This window comes from Arthrobacter sp. Y3221159, assembly GCF_059089885.1.
This window is the reverse complement of record NZ_JBNHFC010000001.1, coordinates 293561-314012: the sequence shown is the minus strand read 5'-3', so window position 1 is coordinate 314012 and position 20452 is coordinate 293561. Positions and strand designations below refer to the sequence as shown.

The following is a 20452-nucleotide window of genomic DNA, read 5'->3' as shown; positions in this document are numbered from 1 at the left end:
AACCTCATAACGGTGGACAAGACCCCACTAAGTATTTGGGTGATGTCCCTTTCTGTTCGAATATTTGGGCTGAGCAGTTGGAGCATTTTGGTTCCTCAGTCGCTCATGGGAGTGTCCACCAGCTACTTAATCTACCGAATCGTTCGACATGCCTTTGGTCCGCGCACCGCGCTTTTTGCCGCGGCTGTGTATGCCACAACTCCTGTCGTGCTCCTAATGTCGAGATTCAATAATCCAGAGCCTTTAATGGGGCTTCTGATGGTTGTTTCCGTGTACCTGACGCTGAAAGCAATGGAGTCCGGCCGCCTTAGGACCTTCGCGTCAGCCGGGTTCGTGCTGGGTTTGGGCTTCATGGCCAAACAGATCCAGGCCTTCCTGGTGATCCCGGCGCTGCTCGCGGCGGTTCTCCTCTTCAGCCAGGGCCGTCTCTCACAACGGATACGCCAGCTTATTGTTTCTTGCGGGGTTCTCCTGGCAACTGCCTGCGCATGGTTGGCCATCGTGGATCTCACTCCTGCTTCCGAGCGTCCTTACATCGGGGGTTCGGTGACCAATAGTGCAGTCGAACTGACCATGGACTACAACGGGTTAGCCCGCTTCATGCATATTCCAATGAATGCAGAAGGCGGGCGGGCCTCAGCAATGGATGACGTCAAACCCTATAACGGCGGTTTTACCCGCATATTCAACGGCAACTTCGCCCCAGAAATTGCATGGCTGCTGTTTGCCAGTATGGTTTGTTGCGCCATTTTGTTCACGCTGAAGCGCCCGTTGAACATGTCGCTAAGGCAGCGGAATTTGCTTGTGGTTGCCAGTGTTTGGTTCGCGACCACACTACTTGTGCTTTGCTACATGGGCACGATGATTCACACGTACTACACCTATTCACTGGGGGCACCATTGGCGATGGTTCTCGCTCTGGGACTGTCCTGCCTGTGGCGCCTCCGGCAGCGGGTTGTTCTCCGGGTTTTAGGGACTGTCTTGGTGGGAGCATCCGCCTACATGGCCGTTAGAGTCATGCAATATGGTGAGGCATGGCCAGTGTGGATGCCCTTTCTAGTAGGCGGCCTAGGGGTGGCGGCTGCGGCCATTTGGTTCATTGCGTCAACCAGAGGAAACATGCCCATGGTTACAGCGGCTGTACTAGCGGCAAGTTTCTTAGTTGCGCCTGTTGGCGCAAACCTTTTTACGATCACAACGCCGCAGATGGGCACCAACCCACAATCAGGGCCCATTGGAAGTGACCCAATGTCAATGTCAAGACTCATGATCGCAGTAAAAGCGGGCCACCCTTCCTGGGCACAACAGACGGCGCTGGGCGCGCGCACTTCGCCCCAAGTTGTCGCACTTTTAAAGAACGAAACGTCAGAACAAACTTGGGCTGCCGCAACCTACTCGGCGCAAAATGCCGCCCTATATCAGCTGGAGTCTGGGCGACCAGTCATTCCGCTCGGGGGGTGGCTAGGAACAGACCCTGCACCGAGCCTAACGCAGTTTCAAAACCTCGTGGCTGAGCGTCGGGTAGGGTACTTCATTTGGCAGCAGGATCTGCTTGATCGCGGGGAGCTTAGTTCGGAGACAGTAGCAATCTCTGACTGGGTCCGGGACAACTTCCGAGGGCAGGTGCTTGAAGATGTCCGAATCTACGATCTCCGCGGATGAAATCAGGAAGCCTGGTTCGCCAGTGCCACAGCCTTGCAGCCGCGTGAATCCCAGTTCCATTCTTACGACCCTGCGGTCAGGGCCCTCTAATGGCACGAGGTGGGAGCGGCTGGCGTTACTGAGCATCCTGGCGGCAAACACCTTGCTCTACACCTGGAATTTAGGCGCCAACGGTTGGGCAAACCATTATTACAGTGCCGCGCTCCAAGCGGGGACGATGGATGCCAAAGCCTTTTTCTTTGGGTCCTCCGACTGGGGTAATACAATTACGGTGGATAAGCCACCACTTAGCCTCTGGGTAATGGGCCTTTCTCTTCGGCTGTTCGGCTTCAATCCCACAGCCATGTTGCTTCCGCAGGTACTTATGGGGGTGGGAACTACCCTGCTGATCTACTTGATCCTCCGGAAGTGCGTTTCCGGTGTCGCTGCCCTCTCAGGAGCAGTCGTATTCTTCACGACACCCATAGTTACACTCATGTCACGCTACAACAATCCCGATCCTCTCATGTTGCTACTGATGGTTTCAGCAGTCTGGTTCACGCTCCACACAATCGAGACCGGGCGCGGGCGTTTCTTTCTAGTCGCCGGTGCGTCTTTGGGCCTAGCCTTCATGACGAAGCAGCTTCAGGGGCTGATAAGCATCCCTGCTCTTGGAATAACTTACCTGCTGTTCAGCCCCCAGCAATGGTCCAAGCGGCTGGCCACCGCAGCCGGGGCGGCAGTTGCCCTCGTAGTGACGGGCAGCTTGTGGATGATCGTTGTGGACATGATTCCAGAAAAGGAGCGCCCGTATGTGGGCGGATCAACCTCCAACAGTGTTATGGAGCTAACCTTCGCCTATAACGGTCTGGATCGGCTCGCACGCGGCGGCAGCTTGCCCGAAGCAATGCAGGCACCGAGCGAATATCGCAGGGTCGCAACTGATGCAGGCATATTCAGGCTCCTTAATGCAAACTACAATCAGGAAAGCTCCTGGCTACTTTTCGCTGCTCTCGTTGCTGTGCTCATGCTGGCTCTGTATTGGAAAGCGCTTCCTGATTCTACGCTTCTTCGTCCCCTAGCACTCATCTCGGGCATCTGGCTGCTGACAACTTTCTTATTGCTTAGTTTCATGGGTAACCAAATCCACACCTATTACACAGCAGCATTGGGACCCCCAGTTGCATTAGTTCTCGGAATCACGCTCCATACCATCTTCAGTAATCAACACAGATCACTATTCCGTGTTACCGGGGCAGTAGTTGCAATGGTCGGACTAGTTTCTTCATGGTTGATACTGAGTAGCACTAGCGGGTGGCCGGAATGGCTGGCCTGGGCGATCGTTTCCGCAGGGATTATCGCCATCTCAGCGCTGGTTGTCAGGCCACCCAACATGCAAGTCGCCATTGCTGCCGCGTCGCTTCTTGCCGTGTCGCTGTTGTGCGCACCTGTAATTACTTCCGTCCGCAACGTCTCGGTTGCCTTCAACGGCTCCAACCCAGTTTCCGGTGTGTTGTCTAAGAACCAAGCTAGCATCAGTCATCTCCTCAAATCGCTGTACAACAACGAACCCGCTTGGGGGCATGACATCGTGTTTGGGCGCGTTCCAGACGCCGAAATGATAGTGGTGTTAGCCAGCTCAAAAGGTTGCGTTTGGGCCGCTGCTACATACGCCAGCCAAAGTGCGGCCCGTATGCAACTGGAATCCGGTCGTCCTGTTATGCCTGTCGGAGGTTTCGCTGGGAATGACCCCTCTCCGACCCTTGACGAATTCAAGAATAGGGTGGCGGCAGGAGAGATTTGTTTCTTTGTCCAGCAGGAAGCATTTGTTGAGGTCCAGGAAGCCGAATCAACATCGGCTACGATATCTAGGTGGGTCGAGAATAACTTTGACTCTGAAAAGCTAGGAAGCACTACGGTGTACCACCTCCGCAAGCGCTAGCGAAAGGCCACGAGTAGGACGGTAGGATTCACGATCCTAATTAGGGCAAGCGGCGTGCGGTCCTCGCTCATAGCCCTTCGTGAGATTGCACTGTGTCCGCCGACAGGAACAATAATCTGAGTCCTTGGGCATAGCCTTCGAACAACTGGTTACTACTGAAGGGCAGAATCTCCGAATCCTTCTAGAACAGAAATCTTAAATCACTTTGATTGGGGGTTTGGCTATGTCAGCCGATGTGGTGGAAGGTCCTGTCCAGTCCAGTAAGGCTGCCGAATTTCCAAGCTCCTTGGAAAAGGGGTTTCTGTTCCTTGTGGTCCTGTCATGGCTGGCGGTGCTTCCAGTCCTCATACCCAATCTGAGAGAAGACAGAGGAATTTTCGTTTCTGTTGCCGAGCGACTGCTCGCAGGAGACACCCTCTATCTGGATGTTTGGGACAACAAAGACCCCCTCTTCTTCTACACCATCGCTCTTGGACGACTTATATCGCCCTATTCCGATATCATTCTGGAACTTTCGTGGCTTCTGGCAGCGGCTGCCGCTACCAGGATGATTGCTAGTTGGCGCGGCTGCAACGATAAGGTAGCCGTCTTCTCCGGATTTGTCCTCACACCAATCGTCCTTACCGGTGGGATGTACATAGCAGGAATGACACATCTGCCCGGCATTGCAGTTGCGCTTATGGCTACTGCGCTTGCCCTCCGCTCCCAATACACAGTAGCCGGGTCGCTGTTGGCCATCGTGGCCTTTCTGAAAGTTGTCATGTTACCTGTCGCCTTCGCGATGGTGATCATAGTGATGTCGATGCGCCGCCAGTGGACCGCCCTGGCTCGTGTTGCGGTTGGGTTCACGGTTGCAGCCGGCCTCGTGGTGCTGATTCTGCACCTACGGGGAGAGTTGATCCCTTACTTGCGCTCTCTAGTCCTCAACATCTCCTACTCCCAAGCAACACAGAATGTCAGTGGACTGCATCCGACGATGGAGCACCTTCTGCGGGTGGTTTCCTTGCCATTCCTTCTGACACTCGCAACGTTGTGTGCTGGCCTTGTCCTAATGCTCAGAGCCAAGCGGAGGGCGGCGAGCTCTACTGCTGACAGGGCGGCGGAAAGGACACTCTTCGTGTGTCAACTGATGGCCCTCGGTGCAGGACTTGCCGTTTTAGCGGCCACGGGGATGTGGGATCATCATGGTCAGGTTATATACACCGCCGCCGTCCTGCTGGCTGTCGACCTGGCTGCGTACCTGCAAGAGTCATTTGTTGACAAGCCAGGTGTCATGGCCTTGGGCGCCCTTTGCTTCGCGTTGCTTCTCTCCGGGACTGCCGGTCCGGAGAGGTATTACGAGTCCGTAAGGACAATGGGACAGTCTGTTGCAGCCCTGAGTGAACTCTCCTCGGAGGCCCGGTCAGTCTTGTCGATAGCACCAAAGGGTGATTACGCGAGGGTGGGCCTGAACTATGATGACGGACACGCTTATGGATTGAGTAAGTGGAATCTGCTGTGCCCGAGGTTCCATCAGTACCCATTTGATTCCCGGGAACATCTTCAAGAGAATGCTGAGTGCGTGGCCGGGGCAGATGTCATCATCATGGACGCTTCGGCCGCACCGGTTCCAGGACGGGAAAAATGGAATGAATACTTGGAAGGGATAAACACCCTCCTGGAGGCGGAGTACCTGTGCAGTCAAGAGAAGGAAAGAGTGTGCAAGCGCCGATGAACCCGTTGCGGTGGCCAAATGGTTGGTAAAGCGTCTGCCGTGCGTCTCTGCCATCCAAGGCGTGGCAACCGGTGTCGCATAATACCCGAACGATAACTCCCGTTATGCTTCTGGCTCGTACCGATTCGCGTGTCTTCCGCGTGGTTCGTCTTGCACAGGGATTCGCCTCGGGTTTCTTGCCAAACCGGAGGACGACGCAGATTCCATAGGTAGGCTTTCTTGTTCAATGGACTCACCTCCAGGCAGCTGCCCTACCGGGCGTACACGCAGAAGCCCGCCCCGCCAATGGCGGGACGGGCTTCTGTGCAAGCGGGATTAGCGCTTGGAGTACTGCTGGGCCTTACGGGCCTTCTTGAGACCCGCCTTCTTACGCTCGATGACACGAGCGTCGCGGGACAGGTAACCGGCCTTCTTCAGCGTGGCGCGGTTGTTCTCGACGTCGATCTCGTTCAGCGAACGGGCGATGCCAAGGCGCAGGGCGCCGGCCTGGCCGGAGATGCCGCCGCCGTGGATGCGGGCGATGACGTCGTAGGCGCCTTCGAGATCGAGGATCTTGAAGGGCTCGTTAACATCCTGCTGGTGCAGCTTGTTCGGGAAGTAGTTCGCCAGTTCCCGGCCGTTGATGGTCCACTTGCCGGTGCCGGGCACAACGCGAACGCGTGCAACGGCTTCCTTGCGGCGGCCAACAGCTGCGCCGGCAACGGTCAGGGCCGGGCGCTCCTTCTTGGGAGCAGCTTCGGCAGCTGAGCTCTCAGAGGTGTAGCTGGTCAGGTTTTCCTCGGCCTCAACGGCCTCGGTGGTCAGTTCTTCGTTCTGAGCCACGATTCTCCTTGTATTAAGTAAGTTGTTTGGTGGCCAGGACTACTGGGCGACCTGGGTGATTTCGAAAGTCTTGGGCTGCTGGGCGGCGTGCGGGTGCTCAGCACCGCGGTACACCTTCAGCTTGCCGAGCTGCTGGGCAGCCAGGGAGTTCTTGGGGAGCATGCCCTTGATGGCCTTCTCCACGGCGCGGACAGGGTTGGATTCCAGCAGTTCCGCGTAGTTGACGGAGGTCAGGCCGCCCGGGTAGCCGGAGTGGCGGTATGCGCGCTTCTGCTCCAGCTTGGCGCCGGTAAGGGCAACCTTCTCAGCGTTGATGATGATGACGAAGTCGCCCATGTCCATGTGGGATGCATAGGTGGCCTTGTGCTTGCCGCGCAGCAGGATTGCGGTCTGGCTTGCAAGACGACCAAGGACAACGTCTGTGGCGTCAATGACGTGCCACTGGCGGTTGATATCGCCGGGCTTCGGGGTGTACGTACGCACGGTGTTTGCCTCGTTCTTGTTCTGGCGTTCTTGTTTAGGTGTCACTAGCTCGTGCACCTACTGTCTGCGCGCTACCGGAACAGAGGTGAGGGCTCTATGTAACCAGTCATCCTGTGGTTCCGAATGTGACCGTTGAGTAGTCATCCTGCAACCGGATTCTCAAGCGGGCACGCACCATCGGAATAGGACACGCACAACGACTACCAAGATTAGCGCGTCAGGGGGTTCAGGGTCAAAATGGGGTAGCCGGACGGGACACTAGGTCCGCCGGCCTGACCAACGCAGGGGGTCGCGGTGTTTGCAATAGGTAGCCAGGGTTCGGTTGAGTGGCTCCTTGTCCTTGGCGCTGCAATCCTGGGCATGGTCCTCTCCCCCCTTGCTGAGGTCCTCATCGCCCGGTGCCTGCCAAGGCTGGGCGGACTGCCCGCCTTTCCCGTTCGCATTACGACGGCAGCGTTCACCGGGGTCGCGTGCGCCGCCTTTGTTTTGAGGTTTGGGATTTCTTTCGGACTGCCGGCTTTCCTATTCCTTGCCGTTATGGGCGTGCAGCTCGCCAGGATTGACGTCGCTCACCATTTGCTGCCTAACCCGCTCGTATTAATGCTGCTTGCGGGTGCCCTAATTCTGCTTCTAGTCCCCGCTTTGTTTGATCAGCAGGGGAATGCTCTCCTGCGGGCACTGTTCGGCGCCGTCATTTTGTTCGCCGCATACCTGATCCTGGGACTAATTTCGCCGGGTGGCATCGGAATGGGTGACGTAAAACTGGCAGGGCCTGTCGGCCTATACCTCGGGTACCTAGGCTGGACCCAGCTGCTCTATGGCGGCCTCCTCGGGTTTATTGTGAACGGCCTAGTTACAGTCGCCGTACTCAGTCGAAAAGGCCGGGATAGAGCCACAGAAATCGCTCATGGACCTTCAATGCTTGGTGCCCTTGCAGCTGCCAGCCTCTTCTTTCTGTAGCAAACGCTCGACAACCTTACAAGTCTTCTTCTAAGTCGCTGCCACATGATCCAAGTAGTGGCTGCATGTACTCACATCGCTTTCTGAGTACTGGCTTCATCTTTCGAGTACGTACTTTTGACCGACGTAGAAAAAGTCGAGTACCACTACGCATTGTTGCCCACATCCGCCAAATGACAATCTTTTCTTAGCGAAGTCCAGCCGCTAAGGAATTATGGGGGCAGCTGGAAATTCGTTGAAATCAAACAAATCCATTTCACCGAATTAAGGAAATACAATGACTTCTCTTATGGTCTCAATGACTGCTTTCATCGCCGGCGTCAAGGATCGCTTCTCTTCTGAAAAGGGCGCCACCGCGACGGAATACTCGCTTCTGGTCGGCCTTATCGCTCTCGTTCTCGTGGCCGGCGTCGGCTTCTTCGGCGGCGAGCTCAACGAGTGGTTCAGCACTCTGGGCACCACCGTCAGCGGCTGGTAACCCAACAAACACTCACGGTGTGCCGCGCTATATCGCGCGGCACACCGTACTCATTCCGGCTGACTTAGTCCAGGGGGATTAGTTGAAACGCAGCCACATAAGTTCGTCCGACTGTGAAGCTGGTGCTGTCGCCGTTGAGTTCGCTCTTATCGCTCCCGTGCTTCTCGCATTGATCATAGCCGTCGTTGAATTCGCAAACGCCTACAACATTCAGGTTTCCGTCACCCAAGCTTCCCGCGAAGCCGCCCGAACTATGGCCATTACCAAGGACGCGACGAAGGCCACAGCTGCCGGCAAGGCAGGCGCCCCATCGATCAACACGGCCCTGCTGTCCTTCGACTACTCAGCCGCCGCATGCCCGGCAACCACACCGACACCGAATGCGGTAGTGACCGTAACCTACTCCGGAACCTCGCTGACTGGGTTCTTCGGATCCACACTCAATCTGACCGGCAAAGGAGCGATGCAATGCGGCGGTTAGGGACAAGGAAAAAATCCGGTTTTTCAAATGAAGAGGGCGCCGCCGGAGTAACCGTTGCCGTCATGATGGTTGTGCTCATTGGAGTAGGCGCCGTCGCGGTCGATGTGGGCCAAATTTATGTCGAGCGTGCGCAGCTGCAAAACGGAGCCGATGCCGGAGCCCTGGCGGTAGCAGAAAGTTGCGACCCCGGACCTTGCGCGACTTCACTAGCTGGCCCACTGGCGAATGCCAATTCCAATGATGGTGCCAGTGATGCGGCCGTTGATCTCAGCGTTACCGGGCAAGTGACCGTAACTACTTCCACGAAAAACGGGTCCTCGAGTTTCCTTGCAAAGATGTTTGCAAGCGCTCTCAACGCGGGGCCGGTCACGGTCGGAGCAACGTCTACGGCTGCGTGGGGCTCTCCGGGGTCGGGTCCAGCCACGCTGCCTCTCACCTTCGCACCGTGTCAATTTGACGTTGATGGGGCTGTCCACACCATCCTGACCCATGGCAGCGAAACCTGCGTTAGTGACAGCCCCTCTGGGGCAGCAATCCCTGGGGGTTTCGAATGGCTTATTCCAGATACCGGTGCATGCCAGGCCACGGTACATCCTGATGACACGACAACGGCTGGAGTAGTAGATCCATACGCCACTTCGAAAACGGGCTTGAGTCTCCCAACTGAATGCAAGGACCTCCTGCCTACCTACCTGAACAAGGTAATTCTGTTTCCTGTCTTCTCATCCGTCACAGGAACGGGTGCCAACGCCAAGTACTACATCAAGGGCTACGCGGCGTTCATGCTCTTGGGCTACAGCTTCCCGGGCTCCACGGGCGGCGATCAGACCGGCCTAGGGGGAACGAATCGAGGCATTCGGGGTCGCTTCGTCAGCTGGGTCGCCGACCCATCGGTATATGCAGGCGGCGGCTATTCCGGCGGCGGCGCCGAACTGCCTCCACATCTCGTGAAGTAGAAATCCACTAAGGGGAAAACATGAAAGCACGCCTACTGGGAGGCATTGCCGCATTGGTTGTCGCAATCATCGGCACAGTCCTTCTGTTCAATTATGTGCAAGGGGCAGACCGCCGCGCCCTTGCCAACACAGAAACTGAAGACATCCTTGTGGTGAAGCAGAAGATTGCCGCGGGGACGCCATCTAGCCAACTTGGCCAGTACCTCACGACAAAGACGGTTCCGCGAACTGCGGTGGCCGATGGAGTCGTGGACGACCTCGGCTCGGTGGGTTCGAAAGTGACATCGGTAGCGCTGGAGCCCGGGGAGCAACTGCTGTCAAGCCGTTTGGTAGACGCGAACGCATTCCTGGGACCGGCCAGGGTGGAAGTTCCAGAGGGTCTCCAGGAAATAACCGTCCGCCTTAGCATCGATCGGGTTGTTGGCGGAAAAATTCAGGCCGGAGATACGGTAGGCGTATTTATTTCACTTGGTGATGCCGGCGGTACAGAAGCCGGAGGCGGAAACGCTACACAGCTGACCTTCCACAAGGTTTTGGTGACGGCGGTACAGTTCAGTTCCGGCCAGGCCGCACAGACCCAGGGCGAGGCGACTCAAGCCAGCTCGCAGGGCGCGCTCAATGCAGAGAGCTCGGAGAAGCAGGCGTCGAGCGACTCCTACCTGATCACATTCGCCAGAAACGCCGTTGATGCTGAAAAGCTGGTGTATGCCGCCGAGTTTGGAAAGATCTACCTTTCCAAGGAGCCGGCTGACGCCACGGAGGGCACCAACGGAGTCGTCAACCAGACAAGGGTATTCCGATGAGCCGCTTCATTCTGATTTCTCCGTCGGTGGATTATGAGCGTAAAGTTCGGGCTTCCGTAGCACCACTTAGTGGGTCTCTACAGTTCTTCCAGGCTGCCTACTTGCCTGACAGTCCGGAGGACATTCTTCGCCAGCAAGTTGGCGAGCCACCCGAGGTCCTGATCCTCGGGCCCGGCCTTCCCCAGGACGAGTCGCTCAAATTCGCGGCAGTCATGGACCTCCAGTACCCGGAGATCAGCATTGTCCTCGCCGCTGACGACGACGGGGAACTGGCGCTGAATGCTATGCGGTCCGGCATCAGGGATCTCATTCCTCCTTCTGCCGATATGGATCAGGTGCGCGCGTTGGTAGAACGAGCTAGCCTTGCCGCGGCTGGCCGACGACGTGGATTGGCCCCCAGCACCGCCGAACGCCCTACTGCCGATGGAGGGCGCGTGGTTGCCGTCATGTCCCCCAAAGGCGGAGTGGGCAAGACGACAGTTGCTAGCAACCTGGCCATCGGCTTGGGCCAAATTGCTCCGATGAGCGTCGTGGTCGTAGACCTCGACCTTCAATTTGGGGACATCGCCAGCGGGTTGCTGCTTGAACCAGAGTTCACGATCACAGAGGCCGTGGTTGGAGCTGCGAGTCAGGATGCAATGGTCCTTAAAACGTACCTGTCCATGCATGCGGGAAACATCTACGTCCTGTGCGCTCCCCGCAATCCAATCGACATGGACAGGATCTCGGGGGAACACATTAGTCACTTGCTGCGCCAATTGCGCGCAGAGTTTCAGTACGTGGTGGTAGATACGGCGCCAGGGCTTGGCGAGCATGTGCTGGCCACCCTGGAACAAGCCACGGATGCAGTATGGGTTTGCGGTATGGATGTTCCCAGCATCCGTGGATTACGAACAGGGTTTCAGATTCTCTCAGAGCTCGATCTGCTCCCGGATAACAGGCACGTAGTACTCAACATGGCTGATAGAAGGACCGGCCTCTCAGTCCAGGACGTCGAGGCCACCATAGGCGCTCCAGTGGACGTCGTCCTACCACGGTCCCGTGCCGTCCCCTTCTCAACAAACAAGGGGGTCCCCTTGCTTCAGGACGGAAGCCGGGACGCAGCAGCAAAGGGCCTCAGACAGTTGGTTGAACGCTTCAAACCGAATTGGGAAGCCCCTCGCAAGAAGCTTCACAGAAGGGCGGTAGTACAGTGACTCTCTCACACAGATTTGCAAAGTTGCGGGGCGACGAAACTGCTGGCTCCGATCTGCCCGGCCCGGCTACCCCGCAGCCGCTTGCGTCTACCTTGGGTGCCATACAGCAAGCACACGCGGCAGAACACTCCCAGGCGCCCGTACAGGTGGAGGTGACCGCAGGCATCGCAAGCGAAGCTCTTGCCGGCCTCAAAGAGCGGGCCAGTCAGGCTCTCTACGATCGACTCGGTTCCCGGATTACTGATTCATCCTTGGAAGAGACGGAACTCCACCAATTCGTCAAGGATGAGTTGAAAGCGGTTGTGGATGAGGAACAGGTTCCCTTGTCGCAAGGAGAACGTCAGCGTCTCACACGGGAAATCATCGACGACGTGCTGGGCCACGGCCCAATGCAGCGGTACCTAGATGATCAATCGGTCACTGAGATCATGGTGAACCGCGCCGACCAGATATACGTGGAGAGGAACGGTCATCTGTTCCTTACCGACACAAAGTTCAGCAGCGAGGAAGCACTGCGCCGAGTGATCGAAAGGATCGTGACGCGGATCGGACGTCGCATTGACGAGTCCTCACCGCTGGTGGACGCCCGTCTCCCCGACGGCTCGCGCGTCAACGCGATCATCCCCCCTCTCGCCGTCAACGGAGCCTCGCTGACAATCCGCAAGTTCGGGCGTGAAGCACTCACCGTTCAAAAGCTCATCAGTTTCGGAAGCCTGTCCCCCGAGATGGCGGAGCTCCTGCAGGCGTGCGTGCATGCGCGAATGAATATCATCGTCTCCGGCGGTACCGGAACGGGCAAGACGACGATGTTGAACGTGTTGTCGTCCTTCATTCCTGTTACAGACCGCATTGTGACTATAGAGGACGCTGTTGAGCTGCAACTCCAACAGGATCACGTGGTGCGTCTGGAGAGCCGGCCCGCCAATATTGAAGGCAAGGGCGAAGTCTCAATCCGCGACCTGGTCCGAAACTCGCTGCGAATGCGTCCCGATCGGATCGTTGTTGGTGAAGTCCGTGGTGGCGAGTCGCTGGACATGCTGCAGGCCATGAACACCGGTCATGACGGATCCATCTCGACGGTGCACGCTAACTCCCCGCGCGACGCAGTCGCGCGCTTGGAGACGCTGGTCCTCATGGCAGGTATGGACCTTCCACTTAGGGCCATCCGGGAACAGATTGCATCGGCCGTGAATCTCATTGTGCACATTTCACGGCTTCGCGATGGAACGCGTCGAGTGACACACATTACCGAAGTTCAGGGCATGGAGGGAGACATCGTCACGCTCCAGGACGCTTTCGTCTTCGACTACTCAGCAGGTATTGATGCCAATGGCCGCTTCCTCGGCAAGCCGATTCCCACCGGCGTGCGACCCCGGTTCACGGACCGGTTCGAAGAACTCGGAATTCGAATCTCGCCCTCTGTATTCGGTGCGCAACCGGTCAGGGGCCGGTGATGGAGACGGCCGAAGCCCCGATCACAATGATGATCGCGGGCGTGGCACTTATATTCGCCGCGATCGTTGTCCTGTTCGTTGTCGTCCTGAAACCCCGGCATAGAATCCCGCTTTCGCGGCGGCGGCCTGACATCGTTGCAGCAACGTCCAGATTGACCGTACTGACCGATACGGCGGTGGGAGCAATAAACAAACAGTTGAAGGGAAGGAAGGACTTCCTTGTCAGCCGGGAAAAACTCGAACGGGCAGGCCTCAAAACCCAACCCGCCGATTTCCTGCTAATGATGGGTGCAGGCGCCCTCGCAGGCAGCGTCTTCGGATTCCTCCTAGGGGGCCTGTTTTTCGCAGTCCTAATGTTTGCCCTAGTTCCAGCGGGGATGATGGCTTATCTTTCCGTGCTTACCTCACGGCGTAGAAGCAAGTTCGATGAGCAACTGCCGGACACGCTCCAAATGCTGACAGGAAGCATGCGGGCGGGGCATTCGCTTCTACGAGCGGTCGATGCGTCCGCCCGTGAAACGGAAGCACCTATGTCCGAGGAATTGAACAGGATTGTCAACGAAACCAGGATTGGACGAGACCTCGGGGAGTCCATGATGGACGTCTCGGCAAGGACCGGCAGCGAAGACTTTGCCTGGATTTCCCAAGCTATTGAGATACACAGGGAAGTGGGCGGAGACCTTGCGGAGGTGCTCGACCATGTGGGCGAGACTATCCGCGATCGAAACCAGATCCGGCGCCAAGTGAAGGCTCTTAGCGCTGAGGGAAAAATGTCCGCGGCGGTTCTTATGGGCCTCCCGGTGGTGCTCTTCTTCGCTTTGATTTTGATCAATGCCCAGTATGCGAAGACTTTTACCAGTACCCTCCCAGGATTCCTGATGCTTGGATCTGCCACTGTAATGCTCACCGCCGGCGGCCTCTGGCTTAGCCGCCTCATCAAACCGAAGTACTAGGAGGGTCGATATGTCACCAATGGCACTGGGAGCGATTCTGGCCATCGTCTTGCCCCTCACGTACCTGGTTTGGTCGGTTGCGGCCACTGATAGGGTTGCCGTGCGGAACATCCAAGCCAACCTGGGACAGCGCGCCAGGAACACCGCCCCGCAGAACCTCTCGGCAGAGTTCAGCGCCATCGCCCGCAAGATCACGCCGGTAGGCTATGTTGCCTGGCTCGACAAGCAGATCGCTGCTGTAGGGCGGCCAAAGGAGTGGCCCCTGGAGCGCCTACTGATCGTCAAGCCCATGGTTGCGCTTGGCGTAGGCATCCTGGGCCTGTTCAACGTCCTCGCGTCCCCGGAACCCGCCCGCTTTGCCATTCTTATCGCGGCACTCGGGCTGGGTTACTTCGCACCCGACCTGCTCGTGCGAACCAACGCAGAAAAGCGGAGGGCTAAAATTCGTCAAGAGCTGCCAAACACCCTGGACCAGATGCTCATCTCCGTGCAGGCCGGCCTGGGGTTCGAGGCCGCGATGGCCCGTACTGCCCAGAATGGCAGCGGGCCGCTGGCGGAGGAAATGACTCGGACCCTGCAGGACATGCAAGTGGGGCGTTCGCGCAAGGAGGCCTACTTGGCCATGTCCGATCGTGTGGACGTCCCCGACCTGCGTTCATTCATCCGAGCCATTGTCCAGGCAGACGCTTACGGTATCGCCATCGCAAAGGTGTTGAAGGTTCAGGCGCACGAAATGCGGCTGAAGCGCCGCCAGCGCGCGGAAGAACATGCCATGAAGATTCCGGTAAAAATCCTCTTCCCGCTGATCTTCTTCATCTTTCCGACCCTCTTCATCATCCTGCTGGGGCCGGCAGTCATGAACATCGTCGCCGCCTTCTCCTAGGAGGAATGATGAACTATCTGCATCGTGTGTTGCTGAGAACAAGAGCCCTGTCGTGTCGCATCCTCTATGAACAGCGGGGCGCAACGGCGACCGAGTACAGCATTCTTGCCGGATTTATTGCTCTGGTAATTGTGGCAGGGGTCGGGTTATTCGGCGTTGCGCTGAACTCCTTCTTCGGCTTCCTCACCACTGGGGTCAAAACGGCGCTCGGTATCCCTTAGCCCGCTACGACCACAGGCGCATCAGGCGCCCCATAGACCGGACCCCCTCGGCACCCAGAACCGAGGGGGTCCGTTTGTGTGCCCGCACCACAGGAATTCCCAGCCTCAGCGCAGCAAAAACCAAGCAAAAGCACAGGAAAAGTCCGGGAGTGAAAGCGTTTGCGCAGGATGCTCCAAGATCCGGTATTTGCACCAATTTCGGTTGCTAACTTCGTATCAGCGCTGGTGCAGGACCAGCCAAACCGTCTCGCACAGGAGTCTCAAATGCTTTCTCTCTACACCAACCTCATGGCTCGCCTCCGCACCGAGGAAAAGGGCGCCACCGCCGTTGAATACGGCATCATGGTCGCGCTCATCGCCGTGGTCATCATCGCAGCCGTCACCCTCCTCGGCGGCACCCTGGACGACCTCTTCACGGACGTCAAGACCAAGATCGCCCCGACCGCACCGGCCACCGGCGGCACCGGCTCCTAACAAGCCATCCCCGAGTCCGGTTCCGGCCCCCCCATATCGGAACCGCCCCCCCCCAACAACGCCCAAGTACAACCAGCAAATCCAGGAGGAGGTGCAGCAGGTGTCACACGATTCGGAGCGCGGAGCAGCCGCCGTCGAATTCGCCATCCTGTTGCCCCTCCTCCTGATGCTGGTCCTGGGCACCATCGAATTCGGCCGCGCCTACAACGCCCAGATCACGCTCACCAATGCAGCCCGCGACGGCGTCCGGGTCATGGCCATCGCCAACGATCCGGCCAGCGCCAAAACCGCGGCGATCAACGCGGCCGCCTCGGTCAGCACCATCCCCGCTGCAGACATCACCCTCAGCACCAGCGCCTGCAGCACCGGGAACCAGGTGACCCTCACCATCAAATACAACCTGTCCACCATCACCGGCATCGCCGGACCGTTCCCCATGACGGGCAAAGGAGTCATGCTGTGCGGCGGGTAAGCGGGGACAATAAAGAAAAAGGCGCCGTCAGCGTCATCGTCGCCCTCCTCCTGGTCACGCTCCTCGGCTTCACGGCCATCGCCGTCGACGTCGGGGTCATCTACTCCGAACGCGCGCAGCTGCAAAGCGGCGCGGACGCCTCCGCCATCGCCCTGGCACAGAAATGCGCCCGGGACGCCACGGACACGCAATGCTCGACGACGTCCACCCTCGCCGGGAGCCTCGCCAACCAGAACGCACTGGACGGCATGAGCAAGGTCCACAGCATCCAGCTGGACAAGACCGCCCGCACGGTCAGCGTCACCACCAGCGCCCAGGAAACCGGCGGGAAAGACAACTCTGTCTCGCTCTTCTTCGCCAGCGCGATCGGCATCCCCTCCAAGGAGGTGGGCGCCCGGTCCTCCGCCGCGTGGGGCAGCCCGAAGGCCGGCCGCACCGCGTTCCCCCTGGCGTTCTCCATCTGCCAGGTCAAGGACAACATCGGCGGCGCACTCCAGCTCCTCCAGGAACACGGCAAGAACCAAAACGCCGACTGCAACTACGGCCCGTCGGGCGCCGCAGTCCAGGGCGGCTTCGGCTGGCTGGTCCAGGACGCGGGCAAGTGCGGCGGCACCATCGACCTCGCCGTTAGCGAAGGCGGCAGTGACCCCGGCAACAACGCCCCCGGCAACTGCACAACGGAGCTCAACAAATGGGCCAGCGAAATCGCCGCTGGCCGCAAGGTGATCGTCCTCCTCCCGGTCTTCAACAAGGTCACCGGAACCGGCGCGGGCGCCATCTACGGCCTGGTGTCCTTCGCCGCCTTCGAGGTCACAGGCTGGAAGTTCAGCGGCGGCACCGGACTTCCCTACGAACACCGCAGCGAAAAGTCGACGACGACGGGCGTCACCACCGCGACCGAATGCAAGGGTGAGTGCCGCGGGATCATCGGCAAATTCGTCAATTATGTTTCCCTCGCCGACGGCTACACCCTCGGCCCGGTGGACCAGTACGGCGCCACCATCGCCCGCCTCACCCTCTGACCGCAAACAAGCCGTCCCACGAACCCCACGGAGTAACACAGTGAAGTCTCGCCTGCTCGCCGGAACGGCCGCCGTCGCCCTGGCGCTCGTGGGGGCCATCCTCATCATCTTCTACGCCAACGGCGCCGACCAGCGGGCCCTGGCCTCCACCGAACCCCGCGACGTCCTGGTGGTCAAGGAAGCCGTCCCCGCCGGAACCCCGGTCAACGACATGGCCGCCAGCCTGGTCATCGAAAAGGTGCCCTCCGCCGGCGTGTCCGACACCGCCCTCAGCACGCTCGATGGCAAGGCCGGCACAGTGGCCGCCGTGGACCTGGTCCCCGGCGAGCAACTCCTGGCCGAGCGGCTGGTCGCCCCGGAGGAAGCGAAGGAGAGCGGCGCCGTGGAAGTTCCCGCGGGTCTGCAGGAAGTCTCCTTCCAGCTGGAACCGCAGCGCGTCGCAGGCGGCAGGATCAACGTCGGCGACCACGTGGGCATCGCCCTCAACTTCGAAAACGGCGCCTACAAGGCGAAGGCGGAAGACGCCACCACCCAGCTCACCCTCCGCAAGGTCCTGGTCACCGCCGTCCAGCGTGCGCCGCAGGCGGCGAGCGCCGAAAAGGCGGAGGACGGCACCAACCCGCAGGACACCACCCTCCCCGAAGGCTCCCTCATGCTCACCGTCGCCGTCACCGATGTGGACGCCGCCAAGATCATCTTTACGTCCATCAACGGGAGCCTCTGGCTCACCAAGGAACCCGTGGATGCCCAGGACAACGGCCCCCGCGTGGAGCGAAAGGAAGTGGTCTACAAGTGAGCCGCTTCGTCCTCCTCTCCCCCAACGGCGAGTTCGACCAGAAGCTGCGCGCTGCCGTCGCCCACGGCCTGCGCGGCACCGTGCAGACCATCGCTTCGGACATCCTCCCGGCCGGCCCCGGAGAACTGTTCTCCCTGCTCAATCAGGAGCAGCCCGAGGTCCTGATCATCGGCCCGGATGTGCCCTACGAGGAGGCACTCCGGTTCGCCAAGGTGTTCGACGTCCAGCTCCCCGGCCTCAGCCTGGTCCTAGTCAGCGACACCGAGGCGGACTTCCTGCTGCACGCCATGCGCGCCGGCATCCGGGACATCCTCAGCCCCCAGGCGGACGCGGCGGAAATCCGCGTCCTCCTGGAACGTGCCTGCCAGTCCTTCGCCACCCGGCACCGCAACCACGAGGCCCCGCCCACCGAGAACGGCGGCAAGGGCCTGGTCATCGGCGTCTTCTCCCCCAAGGGCGGCGTCGGCAAGACCACCCTCGCCACCAACATCGCCATCGGCCTGGGCCAGATCGCGCCCATGAGTGTGGTGATCGTGGACCTGGATCTGCAGTTCGGCGACGTCGCCTCCGGCCTCTACCTGAACCCGGAGCACACCGTCACTGACGCCGTGACCCCCGCGGCCGCGCAGGACCCCCTGGTCCTCAAGGCCTTCCTCACTGTGCACCCGGCGGGCATCTACGCGCTCTGCGCCCCGCCCAACCCGGTGGACGCAGACCACATCACCCCGGAACAGATCAGCCGCCTCATCGAGCAGCTGGCCCAGGAATTCCAGTACGTGGTGATCGACACCGCGCCCGGTATGCCGGAAATCGGCCTGGCCGCCATGGAACAGTGCACAGATGTGGTGTGGGTCAGCGCCATGGACGTCCCCAGCCTCCGCGGCCTGCGCTCCGGCCTGGAGGTCCTCCGCCAGCTGGACATCATGCCCGAGTCCCGGCACGTTGTCCTGAACATGGCGGACGCCAAGGCCGGCCTCAACGTCCAGGACGTCGAGTCCACCATCGGCGCACCCGTGGATGTCAGCGTCCCCCGGTCCCGCGCCGTGGCCCTGTCCACCAACCGGGGCATCCCCGTCCTCCAGGAATCAAGGAAAGACCCCGCCGTGAAGAGCCTTCGCCAGCTGGTGGAGCGGTTCAACCCGGCGTGGCGTACCCAGACACAGCGGAAGCTTCACCGAAGGGTGGTCATCTGATGAAACTCTCCGAACGGATCAACGCGGCCCAGGACCGCGGCCAGGCATCCGGCACGGCCACGGCCGTGCTGGAGCGTCCCGCCGCCGCGTCCCCGAACACCCTTCCGGGCACGACGGCGGAGGGGCACCTTCCCGCGCGCCCCGCCGTCGTGATTCCCGCGCACGACGCCGGCACCCAGCAGGTGCCCACGGCACCCAAGGTGGACGTCTTCGCCGCCATGAAGCTGCGGGCGGCCAACGCCCTTTTCGAACGGATGGGCGCCCGCTTCAATGATGCTGCGGTCACCGAGCAGGAGCTCCGGAGCACCGCCAAGGAGGAACTCTCCCGCATCATCGATGCCGAACAGGTGCCGCTCACGTCCGAAGAACGCACCCGGCTGGTCCGCGACGTTGCCGACGACGTCCTGGGCTACGGCCCCCTCCAGCGCCTGCTGGACGACCCGGCCGTCACGGAAATCATGGTCAACCGGATGGACCAGATCTATGTCGAGCGCAAGGGCAAGCTGACGCTCACCGAATCCCGGTTCAGCTCCGAGGAGCACCTGCGCAAAGTCATTGAGCGGATCGTGTCCAAGGTGGGCCGCCGCATCGACGAGTCGTCCCCCCTGGTGGATGCCCGGCTCGAGGACGGTTCCCGCGTGAACGCCGTCATCCCGCCGCTGGCCGTGGGCGGATCCTCGCTCACCATCCGTAAGTTCAGCAAGGTCCCGCTGACGGTCCGCAACCTGATCGACTTCGGCACCCTGACCCCGGAGATGGCCGAGCTCCTCAACGCCTGCGTCAAGGCCAAACTCAACATCATCGTGTCCGGCGGCACGGGCACCGGCAAGACAACGCTCCTGAACGTGCTCTCATCCTTCCTCCCGCATGATGAACGGATCGTCACCATCGAGGACGCCGTGGAACTCCAGATCCAGCAGGAGCACGTGGTCCGGCTCGAAAGCCGGCCGCCCAATACCGAAGGCAAGGGTGAAGTGACAATCCGCGAACTGCTGCGGAACTCGCTGCGTATGCGCCCGGACCGGATTGTGGTGGGCGAGGTCCGCGGCGGTGAATCCCTGGACATGCTGCAGGCAATGAATACCGGCCACGACGGGTCTCTTTCCACAGTGCACTCCAACTCCCCGCGCGATGCCGTGGCCAGGCTCGAAACCCTGGTGCTCATGGCCGGCATGGACCTGCCGCTACGGGCCATCCGAGAACAGATTGCCTCCGCCGTCAACCTCATCGTGCAGATTTCCCGCCTCCGTGACGGCTCCCGGCGCATCACGCACGTAACCGAGGTCCAGGGCATGGAAGGGGACATCGTCACCCTCCAGGACGCGTTCGTCTTCGACTACTCCGCCGGGGTGGATGCGCACGGGCGGTTCCTGGGCAAGCCCGTGGCCACGGGAATCCGGCCGCGGTTCATCGACCGGTTCGAGGACCTGGGCATCCACGTGTCGCCGTCGGTCTTTGCGTCACCCCTGAACCCCGCCGGCACCACCTCTCCCGGAAGATAGGGCGCT

21 protein-coding genes and 1 pseudogene are annotated in these 20452 nt (G+C 59.8%); 20 read left to right on the top strand and 2 right to left on the bottom strand.

Going from position 1 to position 20452, the window contains the following annotated elements; translation table 11 throughout:
- The first annotated feature begins 12 nt into the window (after window positions 1-12).
- The 3 genes from AC5RT3_RS01520 (at window position 13) to AC5RT3_RS01510 (ending at window position 5297) form a co-directional block, all read left to right on the top strand.
- Complete coding sequence (locus AC5RT3_RS01520) at window positions 13-1662, top strand: glycosyltransferase family 39 protein (protein ID WP_494123331.1); 1650 nt, start codon at window positions 13-15, stop codon at window positions 1660-1662.
- Entirely contained in the window at window positions 1634-3583 is a 1950-nt protein-coding gene (locus AC5RT3_RS01515; RefSeq protein WP_494123330.1) for an ArnT family glycosyltransferase, read from the top strand. The genes AC5RT3_RS01520 and AC5RT3_RS01515 overlap by 29 nt, the downstream gene beginning before the upstream one ends.
- Before the next feature lie 223 nt (window positions 3584-3806).
- Window positions 3807-5297: a glycosyltransferase family 87 protein gene (locus AC5RT3_RS01510; protein ID WP_494123329.1), complete on the top strand. Its 1491-nt coding sequence runs from the start codon at window positions 3807-3809 to the stop codon at window positions 5295-5297.
- Window positions 5298-5612: 315 nt separating this feature from the next.
- Here AC5RT3_RS01510 and rpsI read toward each other — a convergent pair whose 3' ends face one another.
- Window positions 5613-6119, bottom strand: a complete 507-nt coding sequence (gene rpsI / locus AC5RT3_RS01505; protein ID WP_058266545.1) for a 30S ribosomal protein S9 — start codon at window positions 6117-6119, stop codon at window positions 5613-5615.
- A 39-nt stretch (window positions 6120-6158) separates the two neighbouring features.
- Window positions 6159-6602, bottom strand: a complete 444-nt coding sequence (gene rplM / locus AC5RT3_RS01500) for a 50S ribosomal protein L13 (RefSeq protein ID WP_009358699.1) — start codon at window positions 6600-6602, stop codon at window positions 6159-6161.
- A gap of 360 nt (window positions 6603-6962) precedes the next feature.
- Between rplM and AC5RT3_RS01495 the strand changes: the two genes are divergently transcribed.
- The 17 genes and pseudogenes from AC5RT3_RS01495 (at window position 6963) to AC5RT3_RS01415 (ending at window position 20446) form a co-directional block, all read left to right on the top strand.
- Window positions 6963-7562 carry a prepilin peptidase gene (locus AC5RT3_RS01495; protein ID WP_494123328.1) on the top strand — a complete coding sequence of 200 codons (600 nt, stop codon included), beginning with the start codon at window positions 6963-6965 and terminating at the stop codon, window positions 7560-7562.
- 277 nt (window positions 7563-7839) lie between these two features.
- Entirely contained in the window at window positions 7840-8040 is a 201-nt protein-coding gene (locus tag AC5RT3_RS01490) for a Flp family type IVb pilin (protein WP_494123327.1), read from the top strand.
- Window positions 8041-8122: 82 nt separating this feature from the next.
- Window positions 8123-8521, top strand: coding sequence for a TadE/TadG family type IV pilus assembly protein (locus AC5RT3_RS01485; RefSeq protein WP_494123326.1), 399 nt, complete (start codon window positions 8123-8125; stop codon window positions 8519-8521).
- A pseudogene (locus AC5RT3_RS01480) lies at window positions 8509-8634 on the top strand (pilus assembly protein TadG-related protein); the annotation flags it as partial. The gene AC5RT3_RS01485 and the pseudogene AC5RT3_RS01480, both read left to right, overlap by 13 nt.
- A gap of 537 nt (window positions 8635-9171) precedes the next feature.
- Entirely contained in the window at window positions 9172-9477 is a 306-nt protein-coding gene (locus tag AC5RT3_RS01475) for a hypothetical protein (protein ID WP_494123396.1), read from the top strand.
- A 20-nt stretch (window positions 9478-9497) separates the two neighbouring features.
- Complete coding sequence (gene cpaB, locus AC5RT3_RS01470; protein ID WP_494123325.1) at window positions 9498-10280, top strand: Flp pilus assembly protein CpaB; 783 nt, start codon at window positions 9498-9500, stop codon at window positions 10278-10280.
- Window positions 10277-11476, top strand: coding sequence for a CpaE/TadZ family protein (locus AC5RT3_RS01465; protein WP_494123324.1), 1200 nt, complete (start codon window positions 10277-10279; stop codon window positions 11474-11476). Before cpaB (AC5RT3_RS01470) ends, AC5RT3_RS01465 begins: the two co-directional genes overlap by 4 nt.
- A complete protein-coding gene (locus AC5RT3_RS01460; protein WP_494123323.1) occupies window positions 11473-12930 on the top strand; it encodes a TadA family conjugal transfer-associated ATPase in 1458 nt (485 codons plus the stop codon). Before AC5RT3_RS01465 ends, AC5RT3_RS01460 begins: the two co-directional genes overlap by 4 nt.
- Window positions 12930-13883: a type II secretion system F family protein gene (locus tag AC5RT3_RS01455; protein ID WP_494123322.1), complete on the top strand. Its 954-nt coding sequence runs from the start codon at window positions 12930-12932 to the stop codon at window positions 13881-13883. Before AC5RT3_RS01460 ends, AC5RT3_RS01455 begins: the two co-directional genes overlap by 1 nt.
- 19 nt (window positions 13884-13902) lie before the next feature.
- The gene (locus tag AC5RT3_RS01450; protein WP_494123321.1) at window positions 13903-14766 is read left to right on the top strand and encodes a type II secretion system F family protein; all 864 of its coding nucleotides are present in this window, start codon (window positions 13903-13905) and stop codon (window positions 14764-14766) included.
- A gap of 5 nt (window positions 14767-14771) precedes the next feature.
- Entirely contained in the window at window positions 14772-14987 is a 216-nt protein-coding gene (locus tag AC5RT3_RS01445) for a Flp family type IVb pilin (protein WP_494123320.1), read from the top strand.
- A gap of 264 nt (window positions 14988-15251) precedes the next feature.
- On the top strand, window positions 15252-15461 hold the full coding sequence (locus AC5RT3_RS01440) for a Flp family type IVb pilin (protein ID WP_494123319.1): 210 nt from the start codon (window positions 15252-15254) through the stop codon (window positions 15459-15461).
- A gap of 100 nt (window positions 15462-15561) precedes the next feature.
- Window positions 15562-15933, top strand: a complete 372-nt coding sequence (locus AC5RT3_RS01435; protein WP_494123318.1) for a TadE/TadG family type IV pilus assembly protein — start codon at window positions 15562-15564, stop codon at window positions 15931-15933.
- Window positions 15921-16955 carry a pilus assembly protein TadG-related protein gene (locus tag AC5RT3_RS01430; protein WP_494123317.1) on the top strand — a complete coding sequence of 345 codons (1035 nt, stop codon included), beginning with the start codon at window positions 15921-15923 and terminating at the stop codon, window positions 16953-16955. The genes AC5RT3_RS01435 and AC5RT3_RS01430 overlap by 13 nt, the downstream gene beginning before the upstream one ends.
- A gap of 40 nt (window positions 16956-16995) precedes the next feature.
- Window positions 16996-17751, top strand: a complete 756-nt coding sequence (cpaB, locus tag AC5RT3_RS01425) for a Flp pilus assembly protein CpaB (protein ID WP_494008912.1) — start codon at window positions 16996-16998, stop codon at window positions 17749-17751.
- On the top strand, window positions 17748-18944 hold the full coding sequence (locus AC5RT3_RS01420; protein ID WP_494123316.1) for a CpaE/TadZ family protein: 1197 nt from the start codon (window positions 17748-17750) through the stop codon (window positions 18942-18944). Before cpaB (AC5RT3_RS01425) ends, AC5RT3_RS01420 begins: the two co-directional genes overlap by 4 nt.
- Window positions 18944-20446, top strand: coding sequence for a TadA family conjugal transfer-associated ATPase (locus AC5RT3_RS01415; protein WP_494123315.1), 1503 nt, complete (start codon window positions 18944-18946; stop codon window positions 20444-20446). The genes AC5RT3_RS01420 and AC5RT3_RS01415 overlap by 1 nt, the downstream gene beginning before the upstream one ends.
- Window positions 20447-20452: the final 6 nt, after the last annotated feature.

Bases quoted from the DNA above. Each gene is read 5' to 3' on its own strand.
- cpaB (WP_494123325.1), top strand. From the start codon at position 9,498: ATGAAAGCACGCCTACTGGGAGGCATTGCCGCATTGGTTGTCGCAATC.
- AC5RT3_RS01415 (WP_494123315.1), top strand. From the start codon at position 18,944: ATGAAACTCTCCGAACGGATCAACGCGGCCCAGGACCGCGGCCAGGCA.
- AC5RT3_RS01490 (WP_494123327.1), top strand. From the start codon at position 7,840: ATGACTTCTCTTATGGTCTCAATGACTGCTTTCATCGCCGGCGTCAAG.
- AC5RT3_RS01510 (WP_494123329.1), top strand. From the start codon at position 3,807: ATGTCAGCCGATGTGGTGGAAGGTCCTGTCCAGTCCAGTAAGGCTGCC.
- AC5RT3_RS01455 (WP_494123322.1), top strand. From the start codon at position 12,930: ATGGAGACGGCCGAAGCCCCGATCACAATGATGATCGCGGGCGTGGCA.
- AC5RT3_RS01515 (WP_494123330.1), top strand. From the start codon at position 1,634: ATGTCCGAATCTACGATCTCCGCGGATGAAATCAGGAAGCCTGGTTCG.
- AC5RT3_RS01440 (WP_494123319.1), top strand. From the start codon at position 15,252: ATGCTTTCTCTCTACACCAACCTCATGGCTCGCCTCCGCACCGAGGAA.
- AC5RT3_RS01445 (WP_494123320.1), top strand. From the start codon at position 14,772: ATGATGAACTATCTGCATCGTGTGTTGCTGAGAACAAGAGCCCTGTCG.
- AC5RT3_RS01495 (WP_494123328.1), top strand. From the start codon at position 6,963: ATGGTCCTCTCCCCCCTTGCTGAGGTCCTCATCGCCCGGTGCCTGCCA.
- AC5RT3_RS01450 (WP_494123321.1), top strand. From the start codon at position 13,903: ATGGCACTGGGAGCGATTCTGGCCATCGTCTTGCCCCTCACGTACCTG.
- AC5RT3_RS01465 (WP_494123324.1), top strand. From the start codon at position 10,277: ATGAGCCGCTTCATTCTGATTTCTCCGTCGGTGGATTATGAGCGTAAA.